17 protein-coding genes and 2 tRNA genes are annotated in these 15,893 nt (G+C 67.7%); 6 read left to right on the top strand and 13 right to left on the bottom strand.

The window, feature by feature from the left end:
- Positions 1-84: 84 nt before the first annotated feature.
- The 6 genes from BGO82_RS08010 to BGO82_RS07985 all read right to left on the bottom strand — a co-directional run bounded on the left by BGO82_RS08010 (position 85) and on the right by BGO82_RS07985 (position 7,665).
- Positions 85-1,095 carry a CorA family divalent cation transporter gene (locus tag BGO82_RS08010; protein WP_291305035.1) on the bottom strand — a complete coding sequence of 337 codons (1,011 nt, stop codon included), beginning with the start codon at positions 1,093-1,095 and terminating at the stop codon, positions 85-87.
- Between the two features lie 20 nt (positions 1,096-1,115).
- Entirely contained in the window at positions 1,116-3,959 is a 2,844-nt protein-coding gene (locus tag BGO82_RS08005; protein ID WP_291305034.1) for a valine--tRNA ligase, read from the bottom strand.
- A 111-nt stretch (positions 3,960-4,070) separates the two neighbouring features.
- Positions 4,071-4,934 carry a DUF2497 domain-containing protein gene (locus BGO82_RS08000; protein ID WP_291305033.1) on the bottom strand — a complete coding sequence of 288 codons (864 nt, stop codon included), beginning with the start codon at positions 4,932-4,934 and terminating at the stop codon, positions 4,071-4,073.
- 111 nt (positions 4,935-5,045) lie between these two features.
- The gene (locus BGO82_RS07995) at positions 5,046-5,426 is read right to left on the bottom strand and encodes a hypothetical protein (protein WP_291305032.1); all 381 of its coding nucleotides are present in this window, start codon (positions 5,424-5,426) and stop codon (positions 5,046-5,048) included.
- 81 nt (positions 5,427-5,507) lie between these two features.
- Positions 5,508-6,860 (bottom strand): TolC family outer membrane protein, encoded by a 1,353-nt coding sequence (locus BGO82_RS07990; protein ID WP_291305031.1) that lies wholly within the window; start codon positions 6,858-6,860, stop codon positions 5,508-5,510.
- Positions 6,861-7,011: 151 nt separating this feature from the next.
- Positions 7,012-7,665, bottom strand: coding sequence for a protein-L-isoaspartate O-methyltransferase (locus tag BGO82_RS07985; protein WP_291305030.1), 654 nt, complete (start codon positions 7,663-7,665; stop codon positions 7,012-7,014).
- Positions 7,666-7,779: 114 nt separating this feature from the next.
- On the opposite strand from BGO82_RS07985, the gene BGO82_RS07980 reads away from it, so the two are divergent.
- The 5 genes from BGO82_RS07980 (at position 7,780) to BGO82_RS07960 (ending at position 11,328) form a co-directional block, all read left to right on the top strand.
- Positions 7,780-7,853: transfer RNA gene (locus BGO82_RS07980), tRNA-Cys, on the top strand.
- A 20-nt stretch (positions 7,854-7,873) separates the two neighbouring features.
- The gene (locus tag BGO82_RS07975; RefSeq protein WP_291305029.1) at positions 7,874-9,070 is read left to right on the top strand and encodes a benzoate/H(+) symporter BenE family transporter; all 1,197 of its coding nucleotides are present in this window, start codon (positions 7,874-7,876) and stop codon (positions 9,068-9,070) included.
- Complete coding sequence (locus BGO82_RS07970) at positions 9,055-9,672, top strand: molybdenum cofactor guanylyltransferase (protein WP_291305028.1); 618 nt, start codon at positions 9,055-9,057, stop codon at positions 9,670-9,672. The genes BGO82_RS07975 and BGO82_RS07970 overlap by 16 nt, the downstream gene beginning before the upstream one ends.
- A gap of 62 nt (positions 9,673-9,734) precedes the next feature.
- Positions 9,735-9,810, top strand: a tRNA-Asn gene (locus BGO82_RS07965).
- Positions 9,811-9,924: 114 nt separating this feature from the next.
- Positions 9,925-11,328 carry a site-specific integrase gene (locus BGO82_RS07960; protein ID WP_366246928.1) on the top strand — a complete coding sequence of 468 codons (1,404 nt, stop codon included), beginning with the start codon at positions 9,925-9,927 and terminating at the stop codon, positions 11,326-11,328.
- A gap of 26 nt (positions 11,329-11,354) precedes the next feature.
- Here BGO82_RS07960 and BGO82_RS07955 read toward each other — a convergent pair whose 3' ends face one another.
- The 4 genes from BGO82_RS07955 to BGO82_RS07940 form a co-directional block, all read right to left on the bottom strand.
- Positions 11,355-11,708 carry a hypothetical protein gene (locus tag BGO82_RS07955; RefSeq protein ID WP_291305026.1) on the bottom strand — a complete coding sequence of 118 codons (354 nt, stop codon included), beginning with the start codon at positions 11,706-11,708 and terminating at the stop codon, positions 11,355-11,357.
- A 123-nt stretch (positions 11,709-11,831) separates the two neighbouring features.
- Positions 11,832-12,092 carry a hypothetical protein gene (locus BGO82_RS07950; RefSeq protein ID WP_291305025.1) on the bottom strand — a complete coding sequence of 87 codons (261 nt, stop codon included), beginning with the start codon at positions 12,090-12,092 and terminating at the stop codon, positions 11,832-11,834.
- Positions 12,093-12,096: 4 nt separating this feature from the next.
- The gene (locus tag BGO82_RS07945; protein ID WP_291305024.1) at positions 12,097-12,666 is read right to left on the bottom strand and encodes a hypothetical protein; all 570 of its coding nucleotides are present in this window, start codon (positions 12,664-12,666) and stop codon (positions 12,097-12,099) included.
- A 54-nt stretch (positions 12,667-12,720) separates the two neighbouring features.
- The gene (locus BGO82_RS07940; RefSeq protein ID WP_291305023.1) at positions 12,721-13,443 is read right to left on the bottom strand and encodes a peptidoglycan-binding protein; all 723 of its coding nucleotides are present in this window, start codon (positions 13,441-13,443) and stop codon (positions 12,721-12,723) included.
- 34 nt (positions 13,444-13,477) lie between these two features.
- Between BGO82_RS07940 and BGO82_RS07935 the strand changes: the two genes are divergently transcribed.
- The gene (locus BGO82_RS07935) at positions 13,478-13,957 is read left to right on the top strand and encodes a hypothetical protein (protein ID WP_291305022.1); all 480 of its coding nucleotides are present in this window, start codon (positions 13,478-13,480) and stop codon (positions 13,955-13,957) included.
- Here the strand turns inward: BGO82_RS07935 and BGO82_RS07930 are convergent.
- The 3 genes from BGO82_RS07930 to BGO82_RS07920 all read right to left on the bottom strand — a co-directional run bounded on the left by BGO82_RS07930 (position 13,938) and on the right by BGO82_RS07920 (position 15,879).
- Positions 13,938-15,221: a hypothetical protein gene (locus tag BGO82_RS07930; RefSeq protein WP_291305021.1), complete on the bottom strand. Its 1,284-nt coding sequence runs from the start codon at positions 15,219-15,221 to the stop codon at positions 13,938-13,940. The two genes, BGO82_RS07935 and BGO82_RS07930, sit on opposite strands and share 20 nt — an antisense overlap.
- Before the next feature lie 28 nt (positions 15,222-15,249).
- Entirely contained in the window at positions 15,250-15,513 is a 264-nt protein-coding gene (locus BGO82_RS07925) for a hypothetical protein (protein ID WP_291305020.1), read from the bottom strand.
- Positions 15,514-15,672: 159 nt separating this feature from the next.
- On the bottom strand, positions 15,673-15,879 hold the full coding sequence (locus tag BGO82_RS07920; protein WP_291305019.1) for a hypothetical protein: 207 nt from the start codon (positions 15,877-15,879) through the stop codon (positions 15,673-15,675).
- Between the last annotated feature and the right edge of the window lie 14 nt (positions 15,880-15,893).

Raw genomic sequence — 15,893 nt, 5'->3', positions numbered from 1 at the left:
ACCGAATGGTTGCCGGTTCAGCTCCCGTTCAGGATTCGCAATCGCTGTTGCAGGAATGGCACAAATGCCGCCGTGGCCCGGCGGCTACAGCCATTTGCGCGTGCGCATGAACCACACCATGGCGCTGCCGACGACGGCGAGCCCGACCACCACGAACCAGAACGCCTCGGGGCTCTGCGAGAACGGGATACCGGCGACATTCATGCCGAGGAGGCCGGACACCACCGTCATCGGCATGGCGATGACCGTGGCCGCAGTCAGCACCAGCATGGTGCGGTTCATCTGCTCGGCGCGGGTGTCGAGCACCTGCTCGTGCACCAGCGCCGCCCGCTCGGCCAGGATCTGCAGCTCGTCACCGAGCCGGGCGCTGCGGGCCGACGCCTCCCGCAGCCGCGCCCGGTCGCGGGTGGTGAGGAACGACAGATCCTCGATTTCGAGCGTGTTGAGCACGTCGCGCTGCGGCCACAGCAGGCGCCTGAGGCTGATGAGCGAGCGGCGCAGCCGGGTGAGGTCGTTGCGATGCTCGTGGCCGCGGGCGGCCATGATCGCCTCCTCGATGCTGTCGAGCCGGTCGCCCAGATGCTCGACCAGCGGCTCGGCGCGATCGGCGGCCCGCATGCCCATGCGCGCGATCAGGTCGGCGGGGCTGAGCGGCGCGTGCCGCGATTGCTGCCATTGCGCCACGCTCACCAGTTCGGTGAGCTGCAGCTTGCTGGCGATGACCACGCGGCTCTTTTCGAGCCACAGCGCCATGGTCTGCCGGCTGAGGTCGTCCGGGTCGCTTTTCGGCCGCACCACCTTGAGCACCACCAGCGCCTTGTCCTCGAGCACGGTGCAACGGGCGTGCTGGTCGACCGCGGTCAGCCCCTCGGCCGCGGGCGCTTCGAGATTGTCGTGCAGCCAGACGCGGAAGTCGGGCGAGGACAGGCTGCCGGCGATCAGCAGGAAGCCCTTGGCCGGCGGCTCGGCCGCGACGGCCGGGAAGTCCACCGGCTTCACCCCGCCCTTGCCGTCGAAGACGAAGGCGGTGGCGTCGAACTCGGTCGCCTCGCGGACGGTCGGCCTGCTGCGGCGGGAAGCTTTGGCGTCGTCCATCCGATCCTCCGCCGCCGCGCCTAGCTGAGGCGGGCCAGCGCCGCCTTCAGCCGCTCGAGCCGCGCCACCGCCTCGGCGCGCCGCTCGCGCTGTTCCTCGATGACTTCGGGCGGCGCCTTGGCGACGAACTGCTCGTTGCCGAGCTTCTTGTCGATCTTGGCGATCTCCACCTCTTCCTTGGCGATCTCACGCTTGAGGCGGACGCGCTCGGCGTCGAAATCGATGATGCCCTTGAGCGGCAGCGCGAAAGTCGCCTCGCCGATGACCAGTTGCGCCGAGCTCTCGGGCACCTCGTCGCCGTAGGACACCTCACCCAGCCGCGCCATGCGGCTGAGCGCGGCGAGCTGGCCCTCGACACGCGTGCCGGTCTCTTCGCCCGCCCCGACGATCACCAGCGGAATCTTGGCCGCCGCCGGCACGTTCATTTCGGTGCGCACCGAGCGGATGCCGGAGACGACGGCGATCAGCCATTCCACCTCGGCATCGGCCGCCTTGTCCTCGAGGCCGGTGAGCATCGGCCACTCGCTGAGCGCCAGCAGCCGGTCGCGCGGCGGCCCGGACTTGCCGGTCTCGCCCCAGAGCTCTTCGGTGACGAAGGGCATGAACGGATGCAAAAGCTTCAGGATCTGGTCGAGAATGTACGCGGCAGTCGCCTGCGTTTCCTGCTTTTCGGCCTCCGACTCGCCGGTCAGCACCGGCTTGGCGAGCTCGACATACCAGTCGCAATAGGTGCCCCAGACGAAATCGTAGGCGGCGTTGGCGGCTTCGTTGAACTTGTAGTCGCCGATGGCGCCCTGCACGGCGGCCACGGCGCGCGCCGTGGCACCGACGATCCAGCGGTTGAGCGGCAGGTTGACCTTGTTGGGCGCGAACGTCGCCTTGCGCACGCAGCCGTTCATTTCGAGGAAGCGCGCGGCGTTCCACAGCTTGGTGACGAAGTTGCGGTAGCCCTCGACGCGGCTCAAGGCGAGCCGCATGTCGCGGCCCTGCGCCGCCATCGCCGCCAGCGTGAAGCGGGTGGCGTCGGCGCCGTATTCGTCCACCAGGTTCAGCGGGTCGATGACGTTGCCCTTGGTCTTGCTCATCTTGAGGCCGTGCTCGTCGCGCACCAGGGCATGCACATAGACCGTGTCGAACGGCTCCTTGCCCATGAATTCGAGGCCCATCATCATCATCCGGGCGACCCAGAAGAAGATGATGTCAAAGCCGGTGACCAGCACGTTGGTCGGGTAATAGCGGGCGAGCTCGGGCGTCTGTTCCGGCCAGCCGAGTGTCGAGAACGGCCACAGCGCCGACGAGAACCAGGTGTCGAGCACGTCTTCGTCGCGATGCATCGGCACCTTGGAATCGGCGAGCTCGGCGAACGGGTCCTGCGCCTTGCGCGAAGCCCAGACCGACGGCGACTGCCGGTCGCGCTGGATGCGCTCGAACTCGGCCACCGCCTTCTGGAAGCTGCTGGAGCCGAGGCCGGAGGTATGCATCTCGATCTGCCGGCCGTAATAGGCGAGCGCGTCCTTGCGCGCCTGGTCCTCGGTGGCGGCGACGAAGATCTTCGGACCGGCATCGGGCTTGCCGAACTCGGGATCGGTATTGAGCCGCGGCCCGTACCAGGCCGGAATCTGATGGCCCCACCAGAGCTGGCGCGAGATGCACCACGGCTTGATGTTCTCCATCCACGAGAAATACGTGTTCTCCCACATCTGCGGGACGAATCTGGTGCGCCCGTCCTTGACCGAGGCGAGCGCCGGCTTGGCCAGCACCTCGGCGTTCACGAACCACTGGTCGGTGAGGAACGGCTCGATGACGACCTGCTTGGTCTTTTCGTCATAGGGCACCATGATCTTCTTGTCCTCGACCCAGAGGACGGCCCCCAGCTCCTCCAGCGCCTCGAGCACCTTCTGGCGCGCCTCGAACCGGTCGAGGCCGCGAAATTCCTTCGGCGCGTTGGCGTTGATGCGGGCGTCGGGGGTGAAGATGTTGATCGGCTTGAGGTGATGGCGCTGCCCAACCTCGAAGTCGTTGAAATCGTGCGCCGGAGTGATCTTCACCGCGCCCGAGCCCATTTCCGGGTCGGCGTAGTCGTCGGCGACGATCGGAATGCGGCGGCCGACCAACGGCAGGATGGCGTATTTGCCGACCACCCCCTTGTAGCGCGGGTCTTCGGGGTTCACCGCCACCGCCACGTCGCCGAGCATGGTCTCGGGCCGCGTCGTCGCCACCACGATCGTCTCGGTCGAGTTCTCGATCGGGTAGCTCAGGTGCCACATCTTGCCGTTGGTCTCGATGTTCTCGACCTCGAGGTCGGAGATCGCGGTCTCGAGCCCGGGATGCCAGTTGACCAGCCGCTTGGCGCGGTAGATCAGCCCCTTCTCGTAGAGCGAGATGAACACCTTGCGGACGGCCTCGCTGAGGCCTTCGTCCATGGTGAAGCGTTCGCGCGACCAGTCGGCCGACGCGCCCAGCCGCTTGAGCTGGTTGAGGATGGCGCCGCCGCTTTCGGCCTTCCACGCCCACACCCGCTCGAGGAATTTCTCGCGCCCCAGCTCGCGCCGCGACGGCTGCTGCCGCTCCATGAGCTGGCGCTCGACGATCATCTGCGTGGCGATGCCGGCATGGTCGGTGCCCGGCTGCCACAGCACGTCCTTGCCGCGCATGCGGTTGTAGCGGACGAGGATGTCCTGGATGGTGTTGTTGAGCGCGTGCCCGATATGCAGCGAGCCCGTCACGTTGGGCGGCGGGATGACGATGGTGAAGGTGTCGGCGCCCTTGCGCGCCCCCGCTCCGGCCTTGAACGCGCCGGCGTCCTGCCAGGTCTGGTAGATGCGGCCTTCGACGGCGCCTGGTTCGTAAGTCTTTTCGAGCATGATGGTCCAGCAGCAGCGGCCCGCCGCGGTGCCGGGCGGGCGAGAAATCGGGAGTCAGGGTCTAAAGCAAGGCCGGTGGCGCAAAGTCAACAGCCGCCAGCGTTCGGACGGCTACTTCACGCCGCGCGAAATGCGGGCGATTTCCTTTTCCACCATGCGCTCGACCAGCGCCGGCAGGTTTTCGTCCAGCCAGTCCTTGAGCATGGGCTTGAGCATCTCGCGGATCATCGCCTCGACGGTCATGCCGCCGATCCCCATGCTGGCGACGGCGCCGAGCCGCGACATCGCGCCCTGCACCGCCGCGTCGGTGGCGGGCGCCAGCAATTGCTCCGCCATGTCGTTCGACAGCGTCGGGTCGGGCAGCGGCGCGGCCTGCGAGACCGACATCGCCGGGCGCGGCGGCGGAACGGCAGCCGCCTCGACCCGGGGCGACGGCGCGGGCGGCGGCTCCGGCGCCGTTGCGACGGGCGCCGGCTCGGGCGCGCGTACGGGCTCCGGTGCAGGCGCCGGTTCGGGATCCGGCTCGGGCTCGGGCTCGAAGGCCACGTCTTCCGGATCGATCAGTTCCGGCTCGTCGGCGAGGAACGCGGCGGCCGGATCGGCGTCGGCCGGCTCCGGCTCGAACTCGGCCAGCATCGCCGAGAAGTCATTTCTGGCTGCGGCAGGTTCCGGATCGAGCATCTGCGCCGGCGACAGGGCCAGCGGCGCGGCCGGGGCCGGCTGGGGTGCGGACCTCGGCGCGGCGGCGGCCGGCGGCGACATTGCGGGCTTGATCGGCTGCGGCGCCGGCGCAGCGGCGGTGGCCGGCCGGGCCGGCGGCGGCGCGACCGCAGCGTCATCATCGGCAATGATCTGCCTGATGGACGACAGAATCTCGTCCATTGACGGCTCTTTGGTCGCCGGTTTGTTCATCAAGGCCTCATTCGAACACTGGACGAGCGCGCAATCCCGCAAAAACTGCGCTTGATTCGCCACCGGTCACTCTAGGCCGATATGGTGATTTTTGCGACGCAAAGCCTTGGCCCGCCGCGATCTTCCCCAGCCTTTGCGTCCGGATCGGCCGACCCGGACACGGGCGCCGCGCCGTCAGGCGTTGGTGAGGCCGGCCTTGTTGGTCCACACCGTCCAGCCGAAGATCAGCATCGACACCAGCACGAGGATCGAGCCGACGGCGGCGAGAATTTCACCCTTGCCGGTGACGGCCAGGGCGATGCCCGGAACGAATGTCAGCACGCCCAGCAGCGCCGTCCAGAAATGCACCACCGCCAGCGGCCTGGCGGCCGCCGCCGGCACCAGCCGGTAGTAGACCCCGTAGACGGCCATGACGACGAAGCCGACGAGGTTGTTGTGGGCGTGCGCCGGCGCCAGCGTGAAATCCTGCGTCATCGACATCTGGATGCCCCACGCCATCCCCACGATGACGAACAGCGTGCCCAGCGCCAGGAACCAGAACGGCAGCGTTTTCATAGAATTTTCCCCCAAGCTTCCTGCCGCAATGGGCAGGGCGCCTGAGGGCTAGCACCGCGACAGAGTCGGGTAAACGCGCGCTCAGTCGAGCGCGCGCAGTTCTGCCCAGACGTCTTCGACCTTGGCGATGTAGTCCTCGCCGGTCTTGACCTCGACGTTGAGCCCGAGATCGGCGGCGGTGAGATGGCCGGTCGCCGCGACCAGCGCAAACGAGGCGATCACCTTGCTGGCATTGGCCTGAATCAGCCCTTCCTTGACCGACGTCAGCTCGGACTGGGCGTTGAGCACGTCGAGCGTCGTCGCCTGCCCCACGTCGCGCTCCTGGATGGTGCCCTGCAGGCTGAGGTCGCCGGCCGACACCGCCGAATTGGCGGAGGTAATCTGGGCCGAGGCGTTCTGCAGCGTGCTCCAGGCGGTGATCACCGATTCCTTGATCTGGTCGCGCGCCGCCAGCGCGTCGACCTCGCTCTTGACCTGGTTGATGTTGGCCTTGCGGATGCTGGCGCCCAGCGCGCCGCCGCCATAGATCGGCACGGTGAGGCTGAACTTGACGCTCGCCGTCGGCACCGACGGCGTGGTCGCGCCGCCGCCGAACACGGTGGCGCCGAGCGAGCCGGCGGCCGTCAGCGTCGGCCCGAAGGCGGCGTTGGCGGAATCGGAATTGGCCTGCGCCGCACGGATCGCCGCCTTGGCCGAAAGGATGGCGGGATTGGCCGCCACCGCTTCCTTCACCGCCGCATCGACGCTGCGCGGCATCAGCTTGCCGAGGCTGTAGCTCGAGGTGAGGTTGCGCGGCTTATGGCCGACATAACGCTCATAGGTGGCCTGGCTGGTCTGCAGCGCCGACACCGCCGACTGGTACGACGCGGTGCCCTGCGCCAGACGCGCCTGCGCCTGCGACACGTCGATCTTGGTGCCCTCGCCGATCTTCAGCCGGTCGTTGGCGCTGTCGACCTGCGCCTGGTAGAATTTGACGTTGGCCTGGCGCAACTGCACGAGCTGGGTGTTCTGGATGACGCCCATATAGGCCTGCACCACCGCCAGAAGGACGTTCTGCTCGGCGTTCTGCAGCGCATAGCGGCTGGCCTCGGTCAGCGCCCGCGCCGCCTCGATGTCGGCATCGCTCTTGAAATTGTCGAAGATGGTCTGGGTGATGCTGGCCCCGACGGTTCCCACCGGCGGGGGCACCGCATAGCCCGGCACATAACTTTGCGTGACCGAGGCCGACGCCCCGATCGACGGCCGCTGCGCCGCCTTGGCCAGCGCAATATTTTCGGCCGTTGCCTTCACATTGAGCAACGACGACAGGATGGTCGGGTTGTTGAGATACGCACTGGTGAGGGCTTCGCGCAGCGTCTCCGCATGCGCCATCGCCGGCACCGAACACATCACAATTGCTAGCGCGCCCGCCCGCACACTACGAAAGAACACCATAAAACGGCCTCCAGCCCCGGCACCCTATGCCCGGCAGTTGGGTCGCACAACTTTCCGTCGCAAGACCTACCGAAATTTAACAGTCGATTCAGCGCCTGCGTGGTGCATGGGCAACACATGCTAAGCGCCGTTTAGTAAGCGGCGGCGAGGCTCAGAACACGAAGCTGTCGGTGTCGCTCTTGACCAGCGGCGGCAGCCGCCCGTCGAAATCGGCGCGCGCGGCGATCCCCTTGCCCGACTTGGCGAAGAGGTTGGCCACCGGCACCTTGCCCTCGCCGCCGATATAGGCGACGAGCCGCCCCTCGGGCTTGAGCTGGTCGAACAGGGCCTGGGGCACGTCGGCCATCGTGCCCTCGACCACGATCACGTCGTACGGCCCCTGCCCGCTGCCGGCGGTGGTGAGCTTGCCTTCGACGACACTGACATTGCCGGCGCCGAGCGCGGCCAGCGCCTTGCGCGCCGCCGAGGCCAGCGCCGCATCCTCCTCCACGGCGACGACGCGCTCGGCGAGCTCGCCAAGGACGGCGCTCGAATAGCCGGTGCCGCAACCCAGATCGAGCACCAGGTCGGTGCTCTCGATCGTCGCCAGCTGGATCAGCCTGGCGAACGGCGCCGGCGGGCCGAGCTTGCGCGTGGCGCTGATCGGCTGCGCCTCGTCGATATAGGCCAGCGGCCGCCGCACCGGCGGCACGAACAGCTCGCGCGGCACCTGCCCCATCGCCCCCAGCAGCCGCCGGTCGGTGATGCCATGGGTGCGAAGCTGGTTGTCCACCATGAGTTTGCGGGCATGCGCGAAGTCGGTCATCGGAAACGTCCTGCAACGGGAAGAACCCGTGCATAGCGCCGCGCCATCAGCCGGGCAAGGCGCGCCGCTAACCTTGCGGAAACGCCTCGACTGCCATAAACAGCGCCGCGTCGAGGCCACGTGGCGGAGTGGTTACGCAGCGGATTGCAAATCCGTGTATTCCGGTTCGATTCCGGACGTGGCCTCCACTCCTTTTCGCGGATCCGCGATGTCCCCGGCCTTCTCACCAGCGTCAACGCCGCGTGCCGCCGATGTCGCGCAGCCGATCCTCGCCGGCGTGCTGGCGGCGCTGGTGGGCTATGCCAGCACCTTCACCCTGGTGCTCGGCGGCCTCGCCCATGTCGGGGCCAGCCCCGACGAGGCCGCCTCGGGACTGCTGGCGGTCTGCGTCGCGCTCGGCCTGCTCAACGCCATCGTCGCCTGGCGGCTGCGCACGCCGCTGAGCTTCGCTTGGTCGACCCCGGGCGCCGCCTTCCTGCTGACGCTGCAGCCGATCGCCGGCGGCTTTCCCGCCATCACCGGCGGCCTGCTGATGACTGCGGCGCTGATCGTCGCCTGCGGCTTCATCAAGCCGCTGGCGCGGGCGGTGGCGATGATCCCCGCGCCGGTGGCCGCGGCGATGCTGGCCGGCGTGCTGCTCGATCTCTGCCTCGCCCCGATCCGGGCGGTGGGCGAGCTGCCCTGGCTGGCGCTGCCGATCCTCGCTGCCTGGGTGATCGGACTCAAATTCGCGCGCCGCTACGCCGTGCCGCTGGCGGTGGTCGCCACGGCGATCGTGCTCGGAGTCTCGGCCAACCTGCCGCCGGGGGCGCTGGCGGTGGCGCCACCATCGCCGCATCTGGTCATGCCGGTGCTCACGCTCGAGGCGCTGGTGAAGCTGGCGCTGCCGCTGTTCGTCATCACCATGGCGTCGCAGAACCTGACCGGCATCGCGGTGATGCGCGCCAACGGCTTCGAGGTGGCGCCGGGACCGGCCTTCGTTGTGACCGGCATCGCCAGCGCGCTGGTCGCCCTGCTCGGCGGCATCACCGTCAACCTCGCCGCCATCACCGCGGCGCTGATGGCCGGGCCGGAAGCGCATCCCGATCCGGCGCGCCGCTGGGTGGCGCCGGTGGCCTCCGGCGTCGCCTATCTGGCGCTGGCGCTGCTGGCGACGCTCGCCGCCGCCTTCATCGCCGCCTCGCCGCCGATCCTGATCGAGGCGGTCGCCGGCCTCGCGCTGCTGCCCAGCCTCGCCGCGGCGCTCGCCGGCTCGCTCCAGGCCGAGGACTCGCGCCTGCCGGCGATCCTCACCTTCGTCACCACCGCCTCGGGGGTGACCGTGCTCGGCATCGGCGGCGCCTTCTGGGGCCTGATCGCCGGAATCGTGCTGATGCTGGTGCTGCGGCGATGGCGCCCGAGCTAGGCCCTATCGCCGCGGTGATCCTTGCCGGCGGCAAAGGCGAGCGGCTGGGCGGCACCAACAAGGCGCTGCTCGAGATCGGCGGCCGCCCGCTGATCGAGCGCGCGCTTGCTGCGGTGGCGGGGTGCGAGCCGATCCTCGTCGCCGTGGGCCCGACCGGCTTCGCGCCGCCTGCCGGCCGCGCCATCGCCGACCTGCCCTGCGACTATGCGGGCCCGCTGGCGGGACTGGCCGCGGCGATCGACGCGCTGGCAGATACAAGCGCCGCCTGGCTGCTGAGCCTTACGGTCGACACGCCGTTCTTTCCGGCCGATTTCCTTGCGCGGGCCGTGGCGCTCGCGCCGAGGGCGGACTGCGTCATGGGCTGCTACGGCACGCAGGACTATCCGACCAATGCGCTGTGGCGACTCGCTGCGGTGCGCGACCTGCCGGCCGGGCTGCGCGCCGGCACCGCACCGCACAGCCTCAAGCGCCTTGCCGGCGGTTTGCGCACGGCGCGGCTCGACTACGCGGCGCTGCGCGACGACGACCCGTTCCTCAACGTCAACACCCCGCAGGACCTCGCAAATTTAACCCTGCGGGCGGCACGTGCAGATGGCCGGTGAATGCCCCTTGGCAAAGGAAATCAAATCCTCTACACGGGCGCTGCCTTCGGGCCTGCCAATGTTCCGCGATAGCTCAGTTGGTAGAGCAAGCGGCTGTTAACCGCTGGGTCGTAGGTTCGAGTCCTACTCGCGGAGCCAATTTTTCAGGACCCGAGACACAGAATACGTGAGCGTTTTCAATACGCTAAGCTATTGCATTGCGAATTAGGATTGATCCCGCAGCCGGAATTGGAGCACAAATCGGAGCACAAAATGGAGCCCATGAGGGCATCCAGCGAGGCCGATTTGCCAACTGCCAATCACATCGTTCGCCGCCCCGAAAACCAGATTTACGAGTATGTCCGGCGTGTGCCCAGATCGGTTGCGCACCTCGACCGGCGCCCCAAGGTGCGACACTCGCTGGGCACCCGCGATTTCAGCGTCGCCAAGGCGCGCGCCGCCGTCGTCGAGGAAGGTCTCAATCAGTTCTGGTCCGCGCTGCTGCAGGGCGATAAGGCCGTCGACGCCACGGACCGGTATCGCGCTGCGACCAAGCTCGCACACTCGCTGGGCTTTTCTTACCGCACGATGCAGGAAATCCTCAGCGAGGCCAATCCACGCGAGGTGCTGAGCCGCCTCGATGCTGCCCTCGAGCACGACACGCGCGGCACCGAGGGAGCTGTCGAGGCAATCACCGGCACTGCCGAGGAGCCGTCGCCGCGCCTGTCAGACCTGTGGTCGCTGTACGAACGCAACAGACGCGCCTACCTGAGCAGCCTCTCGCCCAACCAGTACCGCAAGCACGAGACGCCCCGGCACCGCGCCATCGACTATGCGATCAAGGTGATGGGCAACAAGGAGTTGCGCTACATCAGCCGCGCCGACGTGATCATGTTTCGCGACTGGTGGGTCGACAAGATGGAGCGCGAGCACCTGCGCGCCGACACCATCAACCGGTCATTTTCCGATCTCAAGGGCATGATCACGGTCGTCGATGAAACGATGCTGTCGCACTTCGGCGACGTGTGGGCCAAGGTCCGGGTGAAGAGCACCGCACGTACCAAGTCCAGGAAGTGGCTACCGTACGACGGCGACTTCATCTGCAAGAACTTCCTCGTCCCGGGCCGCCTCGACGGCCTCAACATCGAAGCGCGCACAGTCGTCTATCTCATCATCGAGACGGGAGCGCGGCCGAGCGAGCTGTGCAACCTGCGCGGTGTGGATTTCGTGCTGGACGCAAAGATCCCCTACATCCGCGTCACCGAGCGTGACGATCGCCGGGTCAAGACCGAGTATTCCTATCGCGAAATCCCGCTGGTCGGCTGCGCCCTCTGGGCCGCGAAAGAATTGATCAAGCAGCAGCCGGCGGGCTTCCTTCGCTACGCCGACAAGGAAGATTACCTCTCCAATGTGATCAATGCCTTTTTGCGCCAGAACAAGCTGCGACCGACCCCGCGGCACGTGCTCTACTCGTTCCGGCACAGCTTCCAGGATCGCATCCTCGCCGCCGGCGCGCCCGACCGGCTGCAGACCGACCTGATGGGCCACGAGTTCGACCGGCCCGACTACGGCGCCGGCGCCTCGCTGAAGCAGAAGCGCGACCTGCTCAACAAGATCAAGTTCCCCTGGCCGCTCGGCGACGTTAAAGCCGCAAACGAAGAGCCCCGCGCCGGCTAGGGCACGGGGCTCTTTGGGAAGCAGGCTCAGCGGCGGGGCGGCGGCGGGCGGTCTGACGGAGGCGGACGCATCGCCTGGTTGAGCAGCATCTGGTTTATCAGGTCCTTGAGCTCACGGAGGCTCGCCTCCACCCGGCCGAGGCCGTCGCTGACCCCGTCCTTGGTGGCATAGCGCTCGGCCACATGCGTCCGGAATTCGGCGAGCGCATCCTCCAGGCCCTTCTCGATCATTTTTGCACGCGCCGACTCGGCTTCGATCTTGAGGTCGCGGTCGGAGAGCTGCTTGCCGATCCAGTCGAGGATCCGCCACGCGACCACCAACACCACCCCATTGCTGCCGATCACCCACAGCAGCGTTTCCCAGCTGACGGTGCCGGTCATTTCGCGCCCTCGCATGCATCGAGCTGCTCGTAGTGCTTTTCGAGCCTGACCGACCAGGTGCCGGTTTCGGGATGTACCCTGGCGTCGGCGCGCAGCGCGGCCACTACCGATGGCGGCGGCGCCTCAAGCTTTGGGCAAACGCCCACCACTTTCGCCGGCCGCACCGTCGTCCAGTCGAGCAGCGGCTTCAGCTCGCCGCTGCAGCCGGTCAAAGGCGTCGTCAACGCTAAGATTGCTATTAGCGATCTCGTCATAGTGCTCCTCGAGCGCATCGGTGTTCTTGTGTTGACGCTGCACTTCATCCTCGCGGCCGCGCAGATATGCCGCGGCCGCGAGGATCAGGTTCACGAGCCAGCCCGGCAGGCTGATGATGCGAAACGACATCGGCCTAGACCTTGTCCGGCATCACGGCGGCCTGCGCCTTGACGGCGGCCGGCATGGTGCTGGCGTCGAGGGTGATGCCAACCTCGCCGAGGAGGGCGATAATCTTGTCCTTGATCGCCTCTTCCCCGCCGGCGAGCCCGACAAGGAAGCCAGGCGCATGCTCGATCACGTAGCGCAACGCCACGGCGACCGCGGCCGATCCGACATTCAGGTCGATCGTCTTGTTCTTGTCGAACCCTTCGATCGCCTGGATGGCGTACGCGATGCCCTGCCGGACAAAATTGGCGATCGCCGCCTGCACCGCGGTGGTCACCAGGGGCCGCAGCCAGTCGGGGAGCATCCGCGCGGCAATGGCGACGAGGCTGGCGACCGCTGCCATCAGAATGGCGCCGGCAATATCGAGGACATTGGTCGTCCAGTTGCCGAGAGGGACCGTGACAATGGTGTCGCCGGCCGGCGTGCCGGCCACAGTCGTCGCCGTTTCCTGTGCGATGGCCGCGAGCGGCGACAGCACGGCGAAAGCCGCGACGGACATGGCAGCGGCAAGCGCCGCCACCCTGAGAAAAGTACGCATTGAAGTCTCCGATGATGTTGAGGTTTTGCCCGGTGCCGCCGGGCGCGGGATTTGTCAGGCCTCGGTCGCGTCGATCGTGGCGCTGATGGTGGTTTCGGGCAGGCTGCGCGTCGGCCGCGGGTAGGTCAGCGGCCAGCGCAGCGTGCCGACCAGCGTCGACTTGGCGATCAGCGCGATGCAGATCGAATTGTTCTGATTGCCGGCCAACGCGTGGAAGTGCGTCTTGTCGTGGCCGACGACGAAGTACACATGGCCGCCGACCACCCTGCCCTTGCTGTCGAGCCGTTTCTTGGTGCCGACGGCGCCCAGCGGCACCATGCCTGCCGGTGCCGGCACGCCCCAGCCCGACCAGTTGAGCGCATAGAACGGGTTGGCCGGCAGCGGCTCGTCGGGCAGCGTCAGTGCCAGCGGCGTCTGCACCGCGTCCCCGCACCATGGCACCATCGCCGGATCGCCGACCGTCGAGCCGTCGCTGTCGAGATAGTCGCGCAGCTTCCGGCCGTCGCGCCGCTCCTGGAGGCCGAGATAGGGCCGCAGGTTTTCGATCCACGGCGGCGTGATGTCGGCGCTGAGCGGCGGAAACGCCGGTGACTTGATGACGATCGCGTTGAGCGCCGCCAGCGTCAGCGGCCCGACGATGCCGTCCGCAATCAGGTCGTGCTTGCTCTGAAACTGCCGCACGGCCGCGATGGTGCGGCGCCCGTAGATGCCGTCGGCCGGGCCCGGATCGTAGCCGAGCGCGGCCAGGCGCCGCTGAATGTCCAGCGTGGTGGTCATGGAAAATCTCCGATGTTGGGATTAAGCGTCCGCCATGGATCGGCTGACGTGGCGGCGGGGTGAGCAGCCCCATAGCTTTGCAGCGGACCTGCCAGGCGGCGGGACGGCGCTGATCTATCGTGGTTTCGGCGCCGACCAGGTCACGCCGGAATGGCGCTGGCGGATCGACATATCGGGCCTATGCGAGACGTCCTACGGCTCCCCTCCGGACGTTCAGGCCTGCGCCGACGAGGTGAACCGGGCGTGGCCGGCCGTAGCCGCCCGCGCCGCTGAGGCCCTCGCCGCACAGGAGGACGAGAAGGCCATCGTGGTGATGATCGAGGCCGGGCTCGACCATCCGGTGTCGATCGAGGCCTTCCAGATCGAAACCTCGTCCAGCGATCGCCTACGGACAATCATGTGGCATCTTCGGCGGCACATTGGGCAGTCCGGCGGGCCGCCCAATCTTCAACCCCTCATCGAGGCGATCTCGGCCGAGCTCTACCGGCGCCGGATCACAGATGCACGCAGGTGAGCACCGCCAGGTTGCGCGGCCGCGTCTCGGCCGCGCCGCTGAGGCCCACCGAAGTGGTGACCGTCACCGAGGTGCTGACCGAACCGGTTGGCGTGCCGGCGCTCACGCCGCTCGAGAACAAGGTCCGCGCTGAACCGGTCGCTTCCGACGAGTTCGGATTGTTGCCGGCCGCGCCATTCACGTCGTCGGTGAAGGTGTAGCTGTGGCTGTGCGGAGGCAGGGCGTTGCCGGTGAAGGTCGACGTCGCCGAGGCCGAGGACGAGGCGCTTGCCGTCACACCGCTGGTGCTGGTCGCAAACGCCTGGCTTGAGCCGAGCAGCCGGCTGGCATCGACGCCGCGGCCGTCGTCCAGCGAGCGCAGGAAGTAGCCGCGCGCGTCCGGGACGGTGAGGCGCTTGTGCGCCGCGAAATCGGCCGCAGCAGATGCCCCGCGTGTGCTCGCGCCCCCGCTCGAGGTGAGGATCGGCGCCACCGATGCGTCGAGCGCCCACATGGCGGCGTAGAGCGGTGCCGTGTCGGCATTGGCGCGGATCGACGCCCCCGAGCTCGCGTCGCCGATGGTGCCGCCATTCGGCTCGATTGAATTGGCAGGGCAGCTCGCCAGCAGATACTGGTCCACATGCCCCGTCGGCACGTCACCCGCGGCCGGCGTGTAGCTGACCACCACGGCGTTCCCGCCGCCCAGGGCGACCACCAGAGCCTTGTCGCCCACCGCGGTCTGGATGCTGCGCCCGCCCGGCAGGATGAGCTGGGTGGCATCATAGGTCAGCGTCGTCGCCCCCGCGAAGCTGATCGTCTTGAGCGTGCCGGTGACGGCGCCCGCGCCCGCCAGCTTGGTGATCGCCGTGGTACCCGTAATCACCACATAGCTCTGCGGGATCGACCACAGATCCGTGGTTGCCGCGCTCGCCAGCGTTCCGGCGCCGCCACCGATCGGCGGCAGCCAGGTCCCGGTGCCATCGTCGAGCGTGCCCTGCACCTCGAACTGCGTGCCGTCGAAGATCTTCGCCACGGCATTGCTGCCGCTGGTGTCGAGCCAGGGCTGGCCCAGCACCGGCGCCCCGGTGCAGTCGTTCCCCGGCGCCGACGAGCCGGCCGACGAGGTGGCCAAGGCCTTGAGCGCCGCATTCGCGCCCGTGACAATGGTGAGGCCTGACACCACGCCGCTGGTCGGCAGGCACAGCGAGGATTGGTCCGCGACCGCGGGCGCGGTCGGCAGCAGCAGGGCGAGCAAGAGCGCCGCTCCAGACAAGAGGCGTTTCATGGCCAGTCTCCAATGATGACGTGGAACGTTATTTCACGATGTGGTGCTGCTGCAGCCAGGTGTAGATCGGCCGCAGCAGCACCATCAGCGCGATGCAGAGGACGACGATCACCTCGGCCCACCCGGGCACGCTCGACGCTACGCAGTCGAGCAGCTGCCCGTCCGTTCCGCCGGCATCATGCTGCACGCAGCATTGGTGCCAGTCCCACGGTCCGAGGCTATCGGGAAACCCGGTGCACTGCCCATCGGCGCTGAGTACCGGAACCGATGGGCCATAGCTTGCTGCCGGCATGGAGCACCTCACTGGAGCACACGCGTGTTGCGGATAAGGGCGGAAGCGACACCGCGAGGCTCGCACCCAAGGCGCAGCGAGCCCCTCCGCTATCATTTTGCCGATTGCGGCGGAGGGCGAGAGGGCGAGACGGTACTACCAGTCAATCGTTCTCGCTGTTCAGGCGGTGGCGACCGCAGCAACGCAAGACTTTTCGGCGATGTTCAACTTCCCGACGCCGATGCGGACGACCCCCGCTAGCAGCACCGTCGCCGCAGGAATATCGGCGAACGCCTCGGCCACGAATGAAGCTGCCGCAAATTCGACCGGCGGATACTTCCAGATCAGGAGCGCCGCCGCCGGGGCAGCCTTCATCGTCAGTCGCATCAATGCGTACGACG

Source organism: Devosia sp. 67-54 (assembly GCF_001899075.1).
Taxonomy (GTDB): domain Bacteria; phylum Pseudomonadota; class Alphaproteobacteria; order Rhizobiales; family Devosiaceae; genus Devosia_A.
The sequence above is the reverse complement of the archived record's forward strand: the minus strand, read 5'-3'. Positions and strand labels throughout refer to the sequence as shown.

Bases quoted from the DNA above. Each gene is read 5' to 3' on its own strand.
- BGO82_RS07995 (WP_291305032.1), bottom strand. From the start codon at position 5,426: ATGAAAACGCTGCCGTTCTGGTTCCTGGCGCTGGGCACGCTGTTCGTC.
- BGO82_RS07975 (WP_291305029.1), top strand. From the start codon at position 7,874: ATGTCCCCGGCCTTCTCACCAGCGTCAACGCCGCGTGCCGCCGATGTC.
- BGO82_RS07970 (WP_291305028.1), top strand. From the start codon at position 9,055: ATGGCGCCCGAGCTAGGCCCTATCGCCGCGGTGATCCTTGCCGGCGGC.
- BGO82_RS07930 (WP_291305021.1), bottom strand. From the start codon at position 15,221: ATGAAACGCCTCTTGTCTGGAGCGGCGCTCTTGCTCGCCCTGCTGCTG.
- BGO82_RS07960 (WP_366246928.1), top strand. From the start codon at position 9,925: ATGGAGCCCATGAGGGCATCCAGCGAGGCCGATTTGCCAACTGCCAAT.
- BGO82_RS07920 (WP_291305019.1), bottom strand. From the start codon at position 15,879: ATGCGACTGACGATGAAGGCTGCCCCGGCGGCGGCGCTCCTGATCTGG.
- BGO82_RS07945 (WP_291305024.1), bottom strand. From the start codon at position 12,666: ATGCGTACTTTTCTCAGGGTGGCGGCGCTTGCCGCTGCCATGTCCGTC.
- BGO82_RS07925 (WP_291305020.1), bottom strand. From the start codon at position 15,513: ATGCCGGCAGCAAGCTATGGCCCATCGGTTCCGGTACTCAGCGCCGAT.
- BGO82_RS08010 (WP_291305035.1), bottom strand. From the start codon at position 1,095: ATGGACGACGCCAAAGCTTCCCGCCGCAGCAGGCCGACCGTCCGCGAG.
- BGO82_RS08005 (WP_291305034.1), bottom strand. From the start codon at position 3,959: ATGCTCGAAAAGACTTACGAACCAGGCGCCGTCGAAGGCCGCATCTAC.
- BGO82_RS07985 (WP_291305030.1), bottom strand. From the start codon at position 7,665: ATGACCGACTTCGCGCATGCCCGCAAACTCATGGTGGACAACCAGCTT.
- BGO82_RS07940 (WP_291305023.1), bottom strand. From the start codon at position 13,443: ATGACCACCACGCTGGACATTCAGCGGCGCCTGGCCGCGCTCGGCTAC.
- BGO82_RS07950 (WP_291305025.1), bottom strand. From the start codon at position 12,092: ATGTCGTTTCGCATCATCAGCCTGCCGGGCTGGCTCGTGAACCTGATC.
- BGO82_RS07935 (WP_291305022.1), top strand. From the start codon at position 13,478: ATGGATCGGCTGACGTGGCGGCGGGGTGAGCAGCCCCATAGCTTTGCA.
- BGO82_RS07955 (WP_291305026.1), bottom strand. From the start codon at position 11,708: ATGACCGGCACCGTCAGCTGGGAAACGCTGCTGTGGGTGATCGGCAGC.
- BGO82_RS07990 (WP_291305031.1), bottom strand. From the start codon at position 6,860: ATGGTGTTCTTTCGTAGTGTGCGGGCGGGCGCGCTAGCAATTGTGATG.